Below are 12,863 nucleotides of genomic sequence, written 5' to 3'. Positions count from 1 at the left end.
GCCTCGCGGTTTTTTTGCGGTCACGCGCGGAGCGATCGCTCAGATCTGTTCCGCGTACAGGTCGTATTCGTCGGAGTCGGTCACGCGCACGCGCACGATATCGCCCGGCTTCACGGCCTGATCGGTGGTGACGTACACGCAGCCGTCGATCTCGGGTGCGTCCGCGCTCGAGCGGCCGATCGCGCCTTCCTCTTCGACCTCATCGATGAGCACATCGATTTCGCGGCCCACGCGCTTGGCCAGCCGCGCGGTCGAGATCGCCTGCTGGTGCTCCATGAAGCGCTCCCAGCGGTCCTGCTTGACCTCGTCGGGCACCTGGTCGGCCAGCAGGTTGGCGGGCGCGCCCTCGACCGGCGAGTACTGGAAACAGCCCACGCGATCCAGCTGAGCCTCGCTCATCCAGTCCAGCAGATACTTGAAGTCGTCTTCGGTTTCGCCGGGGAAGCCCACGATGAACGTCGAACGCAGCGTCAGGTCGGGGCATTGTTCGCGCCACTTCTTGATGCGGGCGAGCGTCTTGTCCTCGAACGCGGGGCGCTTCATCAGCTTGAGCACGCGCGGGCTGGCATGCTGGAACGGGATGTCCAGATACGGCAGCACCTTGTTGTTGGCCATCAGGCCGATGATCTCGTCGACGTGGGGATACGGGTAGACGTAGTGCAGGCGCGTCCAGACGCCCAGCTCCGACAGGGCCTCACAGAGCTCGGTCATGCGCGTCCTGACGGGGCGGCCGTTCCAGAAGCCGCTGCGGAATTTCACGTCGACACCGTAGGCGCTGGTGTCCTGCGAGATCACCAGCAGCTCCTTGACGCCGGCCTTCACCAGGCGCTCGGCCTCGCTCAGCACGTCGCCCACCGGGCGGCTCACCAGATCGCCGCGCATCGACGGGATGATGCAGAAGCTGCAGCGATGGTTGCAGCCTTCGGAGATCTTCAGGTACGCATAGTGGCGCGGCGTGAGCTTCACGCCTTGCGGCGGCACCAGGTCGAGATAGGGGTTGTGGTCGGCTCGGGGCGGGGCGGCGCTATGCACGGCGCGCACCACTTCTTCGTATTGCTGCGGACCGGTCACCGACAGCACGCTCGGGTGCACCTTGCGGATCGCGGATTCTTCCACGCCCATACAGCCGGTCACGATGACCTTGCCGTTCTCGGCCAGCGCTTCGCCGATCACTTCGAGCGACTCGGCCTTGGCGCTGTCGATGAAGCCACAGGTATTGACCACGACCACGTCGGCGTCGGCGTACTCGGCCGTGACCTGATAGCCCTCGGTGCGCAGCTGGGTAAGGATGCGCTCGGAATCGACGAGCGCCTTCGGACAGCCCAGCGAGACGAAGCCCACGCGCGGGATGCGGCCGTCCGCGTTGGCGGCGGCGATGGTGTCGGCCAGCGTCGAGGCGGCGGACGCGTCTGCATTGGCGGGCTTGCCGGGGCCCTTGCCGGGCCGGGACGTTTCGAGAATTTCCATTCTAGTTCACCGTAGGTTCGCGCACCGATCGAGGTCGTGCGGCGGAATTTCGTGGGGCCGGGCCGGCGGGGCCGCGGCGAATTCGGGATTCAGGCCGGTTCGTTGGCATGCCAGGGAGGCAGACCGCGCAGCGTTTCGGGGTGCAGCATGGCGACCTGCAACAGGGTCTTGGCCGCGCCCGACGGATTGCGCCGGCCTTGCTCCCAGTCTTGCAGGGTGCGCACGCTCACGCCCAGCAGTGCCGCGAAGTCGGCCTGAGGCAGGCCGACGCGGCTACGCGCTTCGCTGATATGCGCCGCCTGCCACCGGGCGGCATGCACCGGCGGGGGGGACTTGTTCATGGGTGGGTCGTTGTGCGGGAGAGCGTCGGGCTGGCGTGTGTCCATGCCGAGGCCCCGAGGCCGGCTCCCGTTCCGGATTCACGCCGCCATGGCGTGCATGGCGGCAGGGGATGGGGCGCCATTATACGGCATTGCCGTAGGAACGCGAGCCTGTCGTCGGGCCGGCCGGGCTCAGGCGCGGCGTGCCCGGCCGGCGCCGCCACGGCGGGTGCGCGGCGCGGCGGGCGGGGCCAGACTCTCGAACACCTGCCGCACGCAGAGCGCGAACTGTTTGGCCAGGTGGCTCATCGGAAAGTGTTCGGACGTGACCGCATAGGTGTGAAAGGGCACCTCCCCCGAGAAGGGGATTTCGCAGAGGTCGGGCAGCGCCAGAATGCGCGACACCACCGGACTCACGATCGAGACGCCCAGACCCTTGGCCACCATGGTGCAGATCGTGGGCGCGTAGGGGGTTTCGATGGCGGGGATGCGGGCGTCGTCGGAAAAATGCCGGTCGATCTCCAGCCGGTTGATGCTGCCGCCCGGCAGCGAGATAAAGGGCTCGCCCGCGAAGTCGGCGGGATGCAGGACGGCGCGTCCGGCCAGCCGGTGCTGGCGCCCGACGATCGCCACGCCTTGCGCCACGTTGATCGATTCGAATCGCAGACCGGGAGACTCGGTGCGCAGCGAGGCGTAGCCGATGTCGCAGTAGCCCGTGGCGGTCCACTTGGCCACCACGTCGGAGCGGCCCATCTGGATCTGCACCGGGATATCGGGATGGGCCTCGCGAAATCGCAGCAGGGCTTCGGGAATCACGCATTGCGTCATCGATCCCACGGCGCCGACGCGCAGCGTGCCGGTGCCGCGGCGGCGGATCGAGCTGGCGCTCTCGCCCAGGGATTCGAGGCCGATGAAGGCGCGTTCCACGTCCTCGTGAAAGGCTTCGGCCTCGGGCGTGGGGATGAGTTTCGTGCCGCTGCGCTGAAACAGCGTGAAGCCGACCGCGGCTTCGAGCAGCGCGATCCAGCGGCTGATGTTGGGCTGCGAGGTATGCAACAGGCCCGCCGCCGCCGTCATGGAACGGGTTTTCATGACGGCCCGGAAGGCCTCCATCTGCTTGAAATTCACGGCGCGGCTCGTTGCGGGAATGAGGTGTTCAGATCATATCAAAATTGTATGGATAGCTGTAAACGCCTGATTTGACGCATATATTGCGCGCGCCGCACACTGACTTCACGATCACTCACCGCGACGAATCATGGAATCGAAAGTCAGCCGACGCTTGCGGCAAGCCCCCGCGCCCGAAGTCATTCAGTACCTGTTCCAGCCGCGCACCACGCGTGCGTTTTTCGCCAACAATTTCGAGGTGCTCACGCAGATCAACCTGGCGCATCTGCTCATGCTCGACCGCCAGGGTCTGCTCGAGAAGTCCATCGCTCGCACCTTGGCCGGCGCACTGCTGCGCATGCGCGAAGACGGGCCGGACGTCGTCGAGCTCGACCCGGCGCGCGAGGAAGCCTACTTCAACTACGAGGCTCACCTGATCAAGCTGGTCGGGGCCGACGCGGGAGGGCGTCTGCACACGGCGCGCAGCCGCAACGACATCGGCGCCACCAACGACCGCATCCGTGCCCGTGACTACGCGCTGAGCGTGGGGCAGGCGCTGCTGGCGCTCACGCGCACCGCGCTGGATCAGGCCGAGCGCTATGCCGAGCATGTGATGCCGGGCTACACGCATATGCAGGCCGCGCAGCCGATCACCTACGGCTATTACCTCGCGGCGCTGGCCGATGCCTGGCTGCGCGACCTCGACCGCATCCTGCATGGTCTGGTGACACTCGATGGCTGCCCGCTCGGCGCTTGCGCGCTGGCCGGGACCTCGTTCGCGATCGATCGGGCCGACACGAGTGCCCTGCTGGGCTTCTCGCGGCCGCTGGCCAATGCGCTAGATGGCGTGGCGTCGCGCGACTTCGCGCTCGAGCTCAGCGCATCGCTCTCGATCATGATGATTACCTGCAGCCGCATGGTGCAGGACTTCTATATCTGGTCCACCCCGGAATTCGGCTATCTCACGTTCCCGGACAGCATCGCGAGCACCTCCAGCATCATGCCGCAGAAGAAAAACCCCGCCGTGCTGGAGTATCTGCGGGGCAAGACGGCGCACCTGATCGGACTGACCTCGGGCGCGTTCACCGTCGTGAAGTCCACCCATTTCACGCATTCGGGCGACAGCTCGCGCGAGAGCACGCGCAGTTGCTGGGAGAGCGCCGACGAGGCCCTCAAATGCCTGGCCCTGGTGCGCCTGCTGGTGGAACAGGTGGAGCCGGATGGCGCGCGCATGGCGGCGCGCGCGGCGCAGGACTTCTCCACCGTCACCGATCTGGCCGACCTGCTGGTGCGGCAGGCCGATCTTTCGTTCCGCGAGGCGCATCACATCATCGGCGCGGTCGTGCGTCAGGCGCTCGACGCCGGCCTGGGCGCCAGCGGCATCACGGTGGCCATGATCGACGCCGCCACCCGCGAGCAGCTCGGGCGCGACGCGGGCCTGGCCGCGGCGGATGTCGCCGCGTGTCTGGACCCCGCGCGCAATGTGGCCGGACGGTTATCCGCCGGCGGGCCGGCGCCGCAGGCCGTGCGCGCCCGCCTGATGGCCCAGCGCGAGGCCGTGCGCGGCGCCGAGCGCGAGTTCGAGGCCATCCAGGAGCGGATCGATGCCGCCGCGCTGGCACTCGAGGAACGGGCGCGCGCGCTGAGCGCGATGCCGGCCGGCGTGGCGCATTGAGCGAGCACGACGCATGCCGGCGGGCGGTCATCGCCAAAACCGGTACAACAGCAGACAAGGGGAAATCAACATGAAGAAAGTCATCGTCGCCATGGCCTTTTGCGGCGCGCTCGCCGCCACCGCCCAGGCCCAGTCCTATCCGACCCGGCCGATCGACGTGGTGGTGCCGTTCGCGCCGGGCGGGACGGTCAACCTGACCGCGCGACTGTTCGCCACGCGCATGGCCGAGAAGTTGGGGCAACCGGTCATCGTGGACAACAAGCCCGGCGCCGGCGGCAACATCGGCGCGGCGTATGCGGCCAAGGCGGCGCCCGACGGCCATACGCTGCTGTATGCCACCATGGGCAATCAGGTCATCCAGCCGCTGCTGAGCAAGAACCTGCCGTACTCACCTTCCCGCGATTTCGTGCCCATCGCGCTGTTCGCCACGGTGCCCAACGTGCTGGCGGTGTCGGCCGATACGCCCGCTGGCAGCATCGAGGAGCTGGTGGCCTACGCGCGCGCCAATCCGGGCAAGCTCAACATGGGGTCGGCCGGCATCGGCTCGGTCAATCACATGCTGGGCGAGTTGTTCATGTACCGCGCCGGCGTCGAGTTCGCCCATGTGCCGTACAAGGGGGCGGGGCCCGCGGCGGCCGATCTGCTCTCGGGGCAGATCCAGGTCCTGTTCGTGAACCTGCCGACCGTGCAGGCGTATATGAAGTCCGGCAAGATCCGCATCCTGGGCGTGGCCAGCGCCGAGCGCAGCCCGGCGATTCCGGACGTGCCCACCTTCGCGCAGGCGGGGGTGAGCGGCGCCGAGACCGAGTCGTGGTCGGCGCTGATGGCGCCCGCCGCCACGCCACCCGCCGTGGTGCAGAAGCTCCAGGACACGGTGCTCGCCATTGCGCGCGAGCCGGCGATGGGAAATCTGCTGGCCGAGCAGGGCGCGCGTCCGCTGCCCGGCGATAGCGCCGAACTCAAGGCGCTGATCGAGTCCGATACCCGGCGCTGGGCTGACGTGATCGAGCACGCCAGAATCCAGCTCGATTGAGCCGGCGGCGGGCTAGGGCGCCTGCCGCCGATACAGCGCCAGCAGTGCCGCCAGCCCGATCAGAAGCCCGCCGCAGACCCGATTGAGCCAGCGCAGAGCACCCGCCCGGAACAGCTGCACCAACCGGGCGCCGAGCACGGCGTAGGCCAGCATCGCGGCGAGGTTGAGCACCGCCAGGATCAGGGCCAGCGTGGCGTACTGCGGCAGCAGCGCCATGCGCGGGTCGATGAATTGCGGCAGAAACGCCGACATGAACAACAGGGCCTTGGGATTGGTGAGGGCCACCAGAAAGCTGCGCAGAAACAGCGCGCGGCGGTCCAGGGGCTGGGCCGCGCCAGCGCCCGGCACCACCAGTGCGGCGTCGGCACGCAGAAGGCGCCAGCCCAGATAGGCCAGATACAGCGTGCCGGCCCATTTCAGGGCCTGGAAGGCCACCTCCGAGGCGGCCAGCACCACGCCCAGCCCGCAGGCCACGATGGTGATGAGCAGCAGGTCGGCGAGCAGCGCGCCCGCCATGCCCCAACCCGCGGCGCGCACGCCGTGGCGCGAGCCGTTCGACAGCGCCAGCAGCACGGTCGGGCCGGGGGTGGCGATCAGGACGCCGCTGGTGGCGACAAACAGGATGAGCGTGGCGTCGGTCATAGGGGTCGAAGAGAAAGGGCCCGGGGAGGGGGCGTTCGCGGCGGGACATTCGGCCCGCGCCCGTGGTCACAGTGTGAGCGGCGCGGGCCCCGCCGTCCATCGTGACGTAGCGCAGTGGGCGAGGCGCCGCCGGCGAGGTGCGGCCGGCGAGGTGCGGCCGGCGAGGCGCGGCCGGCGAGGTGCGGCCGGCGAGGCGCGGCCGGCGAGGCCTGCGCGGCCCGACCCGCCCCCACCACGTGGGGGCGTCCGGCGGCGGGCTGTCCGCTACCATAGCGGTCTGATCTCTTTTCGGCCGTTTTATGTCCCAGAATCCTTCCGCCAGCCTGGCGCCGCCCCTGTCCTCCGTGCTGACGGCCGCTGCCCAGGCGGTCGCCGCCGTCCAGGCCGGGCGTTCGCTCACCGAGGCGCTCACCGAGGTCGAGCCGCGCCTGCGCCCGGCCACGCAGGCGGTGGCGTTTCACACGATGCGCTATCTGGGCTGGACCGAGGCCGTCGCCGCCAAGCTCGTGCCGCGCTCGCCCGGGCCCTTGCCCGACGCGCTGCTGTGCGTGGCGCTGGGTTTGCTGCGCACCGAAGACGCGCCGCTCGCCGGCATGCCCGTCTATTCGGCCCACACCGTGGTCGACCAGGCCGTGACCGCCGCGGGCGCGCACCGCAGGCTGATGTCCTATAAAGGTCTCATCAATGGCAGCCTGCGCCGGTTCCTGCGCGAGCGGGCCCAGCTCGAGGCCGAGGTGGCGCCGTTTCCGCAGGCCCGCTGGAATCACCCCAATTGGTGGATCTCGCTGCTCAAGCGCGACTATCCCGATCACTGGCAGGACCTGCTGGCCGCGGCCAACGTGCCCGCGCCGCTCACGCTGCGCGTGAATCGCCGGCGCGCCACGCGCGAACAGGTGCTGGCGGCCTTCGAGGCGGCGGGGATCGTGGCCGGCGCCGTCGGCGAGGCCGGCCTGGTGCTGCACCAGGCGCGCCCGGTTACGCAGCTGCCCGGCTTCCAGGAGGGCTGGTGGTCGGTGCAGGACGCCGGCGCACAGCTCGCGGGCGAGCTCTTGCCCGTCGCGGACGGCATGCGGGTGCTCGACGCCTGCGCCGCGCCCGGGGGCAAGACCGCCCACCTGCTGGAGCGCGCCGACCTCGATCTGCTCGCGCTGGACGCCGACGGCGAGCGCCTGCGCCGCGTCGGCGAAAACCTCGACCGGCTTGGCCTGTCCAGCCCACGCGTGCAGTTGCGGGCGGCCGATGCCGCCGATCTCGATGCCTGGTGGGACGGCGTGCCGTTCGACGCGGTGCTGGCCGACGTGCCCTGCACGGCCTCCGGCATCGTGCGGCGGCATCCGGACATCCGCTGGCTGCGCCGCGAAAAAGACATCGCGCGCACGGCCGCGCTGCAGACGCGCATCACGGACGCTCTCTGGCGCACGGTGAAGCCGGGCGGTCATCTGCTTTATGTCACCTGCTCGGTCTTTCCGGCCGAAGGGCGGGACCAGGCCGCGGCCTTCGCGGCCCGCCATGCCGATGCCCGGGCGCTGCCGGCGCCCGGCCAACTGCTGCCGGTTGCCATCGGCGCAACACCCGAAGCGCAACACGACGGTTTTTTCTACGCCTTGTTTGCCAAAGCGGCCCCGAATCGCCAAGAATAGAAAAACAGTGTCGCGTTGAAGCAAGTCGATGAAATTCCGTTCGTTTTCCGCCCTGTTGTTGTGCATTTCCCTGCTGTTCGGCATGGTTGGCGCCTCGATCGCGCAAGCCGCCGAGCCCGTCGTCACGCGGGTCGAACCCGTGATCCGCGACGGCAAGCTGGTGATCGACGCGGATATCGATTTCCCGCTCAACGAGCAGTTGCGTGACGCCGCCAGCCGCGGCGTGTCGCTCTATTTCACGGCCGATCTCACCATTACCCGGGCTCGCTGGTACTGGTTCGACGCGACGGTCGCCGACGAGCACATGACCTGGCGCATCACCTATAACGCGCTCACGCGCCAGTGGCGCGCCGGCCGCGACGAGCTATCGCTGCCGGTGTCGTCGCTGGACGACGCGATGGATCTGGTGCGGCGCATCCGCGGCTGGGAAGTGGCCGACGCCAGCGCCTTCGAGGCCGGCGAGCGTTACCAGGGCCAGTTACGGGTCCGGCTCGACACCTCGCTGCTGCCGCGGCCGTTCCAGGTCAACGCGCTCAACAGCAGCTCCTGGTCGCCCACCACGTCGTGGACGCCGTTCTCCTTCACGCTGACCGACCCCTCATGAGACACCTGCTCCGCCTGGCGCTGATCATCGGCGCCATCAGCGGCCTGGGCCTGCTCGGGCTGCTCGTCTGGTCCACCGGCAACGCCTCCCGCTTCGCGCAGTATTACGACGCGCTGCTGGTCCTCAACGGCATCTTCGCGCTGGCCCTGTTCGTGTGGGTGGTCGCGCTCAGCGTGCGCCTGGTGCGCCAGATCCGCCGGCGTCAGTTCGGCGCGCGGCTGACCGCGCGCTTCGCGCTGGCCTTCGCCGTGATCGGCGTGCTGCCGGGCACCATGATCTACACCCTCTCGGTGCAGTTCATGTCGCGCTCGATCGAGTCGTGGTTCAACGTGCGGGTCGACAGCGCGCTGGAGTCCGGCCTCAACCTCGGCCGGGCCGCCCTCGATTCGCAGCTGGCCGACCTCGACGCCCGGGCCCGCGCGATGGCCGTCGAGCTCAACAACATGTCCGACCTCGAAATTCCTGCGTCGCTCACGCGGCTGCGCGAGAACAACGGCGTGCAGGAGGCGCTGGTGTTTACCGGCACGGGCCGCCCGGTCGGGTTTTCCACCAATAAATATGGGCAGTTGCTGCCGCCGGTGGTGCCGCCCGAGGTGCTCAACCAGCTGCGGCTGGCGCGCGGCTATTCGGCCGCCGAGGCCGACGACCCGGCGATTCCGGGTTCCGAAGGCGGGCTGCACCTGCGGGTGGTGATTCCGCTGTCGGCGCCGGTGCGTTTCGATGCGCCGCTGGGCATGTCGGTCGAGCCGCGCTGGCTGCAGCTCGTGCAGAACGTGCCCGAGCAGATCGCGCACAACGCCAACCGCGTGCAGCAGGGCTTTCGCGACTACCAGGAGCTGGCCCTGTCCCGGCTGGGCCTGCGCAAGCTCTACGGCATCACGCTGACCCTCGCGCTGCTGCTCGCCACCTTCGCGGCCATCGCGGTCGCGCTGTCGCTCTCCAAGCGTCTCGTGCGGCCGCTGCTGTCGCTGGCCGCCGGCACGCAGGCCGTGAGCGTGGGCGATTTCCGTCCGCTGCCCGAGCCGCCGGGCCGGGACGAGGTCGGCCAGCTGACGCGGTCGTTCAACGCCATGACGCGCCAGCTCGACGAAGCGCGCCAGATGGTCGAGAGCAACCGGCGCCAGCTCGAGCGTTCCAACGTCTACCTCGAAAGCGTGCTGGCCAATCTGTCTTCCGGCGTGATCGCCTTCGACGAGGGCTTTCGCGTCACCACCGTCAATCAGGGGGCGCAGGCCATCCTGCAGGCCGACCTGCGCTCGGTGATCGGCCGGCCCCTCGAAACCGCCGACGGCATGCTGGCGCTCGCCCACATCATCCGGCAGGCCTTCGCCAACCACGCCGCCGTGGGATCCGAGCGCCTGCACTGGCAGCAGCAGTTCGAGATCGCGCCCACGCAGGAGCCCAACGGATCGACGGTCACGCTGCTGGCGCGCGGCACGCATCTCAAGGTCGATGGCCGTGGCAATGGCTATCTCGTGGTGTTCGACGACATCACCGAGGTGATCTCGGCCAACCGCACCATGGCCTGGGGCGAGGTGGCGCGCCGCCTCGCGCACGAAATCAAGAATCCCCTCACGCCGATCCAGCTGTCGGCCGAGCGCCTCGCCATGAAGCTCGCCGACCGGCTCGAGCCGGCCGACGCGCAGATGCTGACCCGCGCGACCAACACCATCGTCAATCAGGTCGGCTCGCTAAAGCAGATGGTCGACGACTTCCGCGAATACGCGCGCACGCCGCCCGCGGTGATGCAGCCGATCGACTTCAACGGCCTGGTGGCCGACGTGCTGGCACTCTATGGCTGGGATCCCGAGGGCAAGAGCGCCGCGGCGTTCCAGCTCGACGTCGAGCTCGGGGCGGACGTGCCCCTGATCGAGGGCGATCCCACGCAGCTGCGTCAGGTGATCCATAACCTGCTCGCCAACGCGCGCGACGCCGTGGCAGAGCAGGGCCGCGAGGGCCGGGTGCGCGTCGGAACGCAGGCGATGCGCGTCGCCCAGGTCGATGGCAGCGAGCAGTGCACCGTGCGTTTTACGGTCGCCGATACGGGTCCGGGCTTCGCGCCGCAGGTCATGCAGCGGGCCTTCGAGCCCTATGTCACGACCAAGGCCCACGGGACTGGGTTAGGATTAGCCATCGTGCGCAAGATCGTGGAGGAGCACGGCGGACGCATCGATCTCGCTAACCGCAAGGAAGGCGGGGCGCGGGTTTCCATTCTGTTGACCCGTTTGTCGCCCGCGGCCGATACTATGGACGCGACCTTGCAAGAAAAGCATAATGCGGCTACGCAATAGGTGAGAGGTTTATGGCCAGAATTCTGGTGGTCGACGACGAAGTTGGCATTCGCGAGCTGTTGTCAGAGATCCTTTACGACGAGGGACATACGGTCGAACTCGCGGAAAACGCCGCGCAGGCACGCGCCGCGCGCTTGCGTTCGCGCCCGGACCTGGTCCTGCTCGACATCTGGATGCCCGATACCGATGGCGTGAGCCTGCTCAAAGAGTGGGCTTCGCAAGGCATGCTCGACATGCCGGTCATCATGATGAGTGGCCATGCCACCATCGATACCGCGGTCGAGGCCACGCGTATCGGCGCGATGGATTTCCTCGAAAAGCCCATCACGCTGCAGCGTCTGCTCAAGACCATCGCAGCCGGTCTGGCGCGCGGCCGCGTGCCGCATCCGGCCGCCCCGGCATTGAGCGCCGCGGCGCCCATGCCGATCGTGGCGCTCGAAGACGAGCTCGATCCCGCACCGGTCGCGCCGGTGGTCAATGGCGAAGCGCCGGTGGCCAACACCGGCCAGCTCGGCAGCATCTCGCTCGACCAGCCGCTGCGCGAGGCCCGCGACGAATTCGAACGCATCTACTTCGAATACCACCTGGTCCGCGAAAACCACAGCATGACCCGCGTCTCCGAACGCACCGGCCTCGAGCGCACCCACCTCTATCGCAAGCTCAAGCAACTCGGCATCGAATCCGCGCGCAAACGAGGAACATGAAGATCCTCATCGTGGGGGCCGGCCGCGTGGGTACCAGCGTGGCCGAAAACCTGGTGTCCGAGCAAAACGACATCACGGTGATCGATTCCGATCCGGCCCAGCTGCGTTATCTGCAGGAGCGCTACGACCTGCGGGTCGTGGCGGGCGACGCCACCCAGGTCTCGGTGCTGGCCGCCGCGGGCGCCGAAGACACCGATCTGCTGATCGCCTGTGCCGCCTCCGATTCGGCCAACATGGTCACCTGCAAGATCGCGCGCCAGCTCTTCAATGTGCCGCGCCGCATCGCGCGCATCCGCATGGCCGAGTTTCCCGACCATCCCGAGCTGATGGGCGAAGACGGCTTCTGTATCGACGCGCTCATCAGCCCCGAGCGCAGCGTCACCACCTACCTCCACAGCCTGATCGAATTCCCCGAAGCCCTGCAGGTGGTCGAGTTCGCCGATGGCCGTGTCAGCGTGGTGACGGTCCGAGTCGGTAGCGGCAGCCCCATGGCCCACCACTCGATCGAGCGGCTGCGCGAGGTCTGGCCCGACGTGAAGGCGCGCGTGGTCGACGTGCTGCGCGATGGCCGGCCGCTCCATGCCGGCGAAGGTACCGTGATCGCCCCGGGCGACGAGGTGGTGCTGGTGGTCGACACCCGCCATGCGCGCCGCGCCGTGCGCCAGCTGCGCGAGGCCGAGCGCAGCGTGCGCCGCGTGATGATCGCGGGCGGCGGCAATATCGGCCTGCGGCTGGCGCGCCAGCTCGCCGAAGAGAATTACAGCGTCCGCATCATCGAGCGCAGCGCCCAGCGCTGCGAGTTTCTTGCGGCCGAGCTGCCGAGCAGTGTGCTGGTGCTGCATGGCAGCGGCACCGACGAAGCCTTGCTCGAAAGCGAAAACATCGAAGACATGGACACCTGGCTCGCGCTGACCAGCGACGACGAAGACAACATCATGTCGTCGCTGCTGGCCAAGCGCATGGGCGCGCGCAAGGTGATCGCGCTGATCAATCGCGCCGCCTATGGCGAGCTGATGCAGGGCAGCCATATCGACATTGCCGTGTCGCCGTCGCAGGCCACCATGAGCGAATTGCTGCGCCACGTGCGCCGCGGCGACGTCGTCGCGGTACACCGGCTGCGCCAAGGCGTGGCCGAGGCGCTCGAGGCGATCGCCCATGGCGACAAAAACACCTCGCGCGTAGTGGGCCGCAAGGTCGGCGACATCCGTCTGCCCAAGGGCGCCAGCATCGGCGCGATGGTGCGCGGCGACGAAATCATCCTGCCCGATGGCGAGACCATGATCGAGTCCGACGACCACGTCATCGTGTTCGTGCCGAGCCGTCAGCAGATGCCGCGCGTCGAAAAGCTGTTCCAGGTCTCCGCGTCGTTCTTCTGAATCC

11 protein-coding genes are annotated in these 12,863 nt (G+C 68.4%); 7 read left to right on the top strand and 4 right to left on the bottom strand.

Annotation, left to right across the window (positions count from 1 at the left end):
* Window positions 1-39: 39 nt before the first annotated feature.
* The 3 genes from rimO to CEK29_RS21565 form a co-directional block, all read right to left on the bottom strand.
* Window positions 40-1,467 (bottom strand): 30S ribosomal protein S12 methylthiotransferase RimO, encoded by a 1,428-nt coding sequence (gene rimO / locus CEK29_RS21575; RefSeq protein ID WP_094859299.1) that lies wholly within the window; start codon window positions 1,465-1,467, stop codon window positions 40-42.
* A gap of 89 nt (window positions 1,468-1,556) precedes the next feature.
* Window positions 1,557-1,808 (bottom strand): helix-turn-helix domain-containing protein, encoded by a 252-nt coding sequence (locus CEK29_RS21570; protein WP_094804618.1) that lies wholly within the window; start codon window positions 1,806-1,808, stop codon window positions 1,557-1,559.
* 171 nt (window positions 1,809-1,979) lie between these two features.
* A complete protein-coding gene (locus CEK29_RS21565) occupies window positions 1,980-2,915 on the bottom strand; it encodes a LysR substrate-binding domain-containing protein (protein WP_094859298.1) in 936 nt (311 codons plus the stop codon).
* A 130-nt stretch (window positions 2,916-3,045) separates the two neighbouring features.
* On the opposite strand from CEK29_RS21565, the gene argH reads away from it, so the two are divergent.
* Both argH and CEK29_RS21555 read left to right on the top strand, forming a co-directional pair.
* Window positions 3,046-4,569 carry an argininosuccinate lyase gene (argH, locus tag CEK29_RS21560; RefSeq protein WP_094859297.1) on the top strand — a complete coding sequence of 508 codons (1,524 nt, stop codon included), beginning with the start codon at window positions 3,046-3,048 and terminating at the stop codon, window positions 4,567-4,569.
* Between the two features lie 70 nt (window positions 4,570-4,639).
* On the top strand, window positions 4,640-5,602 hold the full coding sequence (locus CEK29_RS21555; protein ID WP_094859296.1) for a Bug family tripartite tricarboxylate transporter substrate binding protein: 963 nt from the start codon (window positions 4,640-4,642) through the stop codon (window positions 5,600-5,602).
* Between the two features lie 12 nt (window positions 5,603-5,614).
* Here CEK29_RS21555 and CEK29_RS21550 read toward each other — a convergent pair whose 3' ends face one another.
* Window positions 5,615-6,244, bottom strand: a complete 630-nt coding sequence (locus CEK29_RS21550) for a LysE family translocator (protein WP_094859295.1) — start codon at window positions 6,242-6,244, stop codon at window positions 5,615-5,617.
* Between the two features lie 299 nt (window positions 6,245-6,543).
* On the opposite strand from CEK29_RS21550, the gene rsmB reads away from it, so the two are divergent.
* The 5 genes from rsmB to trkA are packed head-to-tail and all read left to right on the top strand — an operon-like array spanning window position 6,544 to window position 12,859.
* Window positions 6,544-7,884: a 16S rRNA (cytosine(967)-C(5))-methyltransferase RsmB gene (rsmB, locus tag CEK29_RS21545; protein ID WP_094859294.1), complete on the top strand. Its 1,341-nt coding sequence runs from the start codon at window positions 6,544-6,546 to the stop codon at window positions 7,882-7,884.
* Between the two features lie 28 nt (window positions 7,885-7,912).
* Window positions 7,913-8,488 carry a DUF4390 domain-containing protein gene (locus CEK29_RS21540; protein ID WP_094804606.1) on the top strand — a complete coding sequence of 192 codons (576 nt, stop codon included), beginning with the start codon at window positions 7,913-7,915 and terminating at the stop codon, window positions 8,486-8,488.
* The gene (locus CEK29_RS21535; protein WP_094859293.1) at window positions 8,485-10,779 is read left to right on the top strand and encodes a sensor histidine kinase; all 2,295 of its coding nucleotides are present in this window, start codon (window positions 8,485-8,487) and stop codon (window positions 10,777-10,779) included. Before CEK29_RS21540 ends, CEK29_RS21535 begins: the two co-directional genes overlap by 4 nt.
* Before the next feature lie 11 nt (window positions 10,780-10,790).
* Window positions 10,791-11,483, top strand: coding sequence for a response regulator (locus tag CEK29_RS21530; protein ID WP_094804602.1), 693 nt, complete (start codon window positions 10,791-10,793; stop codon window positions 11,481-11,483).
* Window positions 11,480-12,859, top strand: a complete 1,380-nt coding sequence (gene trkA, locus CEK29_RS21525) for a Trk system potassium transporter TrkA (RefSeq protein WP_094804600.1) — start codon at window positions 11,480-11,482, stop codon at window positions 12,857-12,859. The genes CEK29_RS21530 and trkA overlap by 4 nt, the downstream gene beginning before the upstream one ends.
* Window positions 12,860-12,863: the final 4 nt, after the last annotated feature.

It is taken from the genome of Bordetella genomosp. 5 (genome assembly GCF_002261475.1).
Lineage (GTDB): Bacteria > Pseudomonadota > Gammaproteobacteria > Burkholderiales > Burkholderiaceae_B > Bordetella.
The sequence above is the reverse complement of the archived record's forward strand: the minus strand, read 5'-3'. Positions and strand labels throughout refer to the sequence as shown.

Bases quoted from the DNA above. Each gene is read 5' to 3' on its own strand.
- rimO (WP_094859299.1), bottom strand. From the start codon at position 1,467: ATGGAAATTCTCGAAACGTCCCGGCCCGGCAAGGGCCCCGGCAAGCCC.
- CEK29_RS21535 (WP_094859293.1), top strand. From the start codon at position 8,485: ATGAGACACCTGCTCCGCCTGGCGCTGATCATCGGCGCCATCAGCGGC.
- CEK29_RS21550 (WP_094859295.1), bottom strand. From the start codon at position 6,244: ATGACCGACGCCACGCTCATCCTGTTTGTCGCCACCAGCGGCGTCCTG.
- CEK29_RS21570 (WP_094804618.1), bottom strand. From the start codon at position 1,808: ATGAACAAGTCCCCCCCGCCGGTGCATGCCGCCCGGTGGCAGGCGGCG.
- rsmB (WP_094859294.1), top strand. From the start codon at position 6,544: ATGTCCCAGAATCCTTCCGCCAGCCTGGCGCCGCCCCTGTCCTCCGTG.
- CEK29_RS21530 (WP_094804602.1), top strand. From the start codon at position 10,791: ATGGCCAGAATTCTGGTGGTCGACGACGAAGTTGGCATTCGCGAGCTG.
- trkA (WP_094804600.1), top strand. From the start codon at position 11,480: ATGAAGATCCTCATCGTGGGGGCCGGCCGCGTGGGTACCAGCGTGGCC.
- argH (WP_094859297.1), top strand. From the start codon at position 3,046: ATGGAATCGAAAGTCAGCCGACGCTTGCGGCAAGCCCCCGCGCCCGAA.
- CEK29_RS21555 (WP_094859296.1), top strand. From the start codon at position 4,640: ATGAAGAAAGTCATCGTCGCCATGGCCTTTTGCGGCGCGCTCGCCGCC.
- CEK29_RS21540 (WP_094804606.1), top strand. From the start codon at position 7,913: ATGAAATTCCGTTCGTTTTCCGCCCTGTTGTTGTGCATTTCCCTGCTG.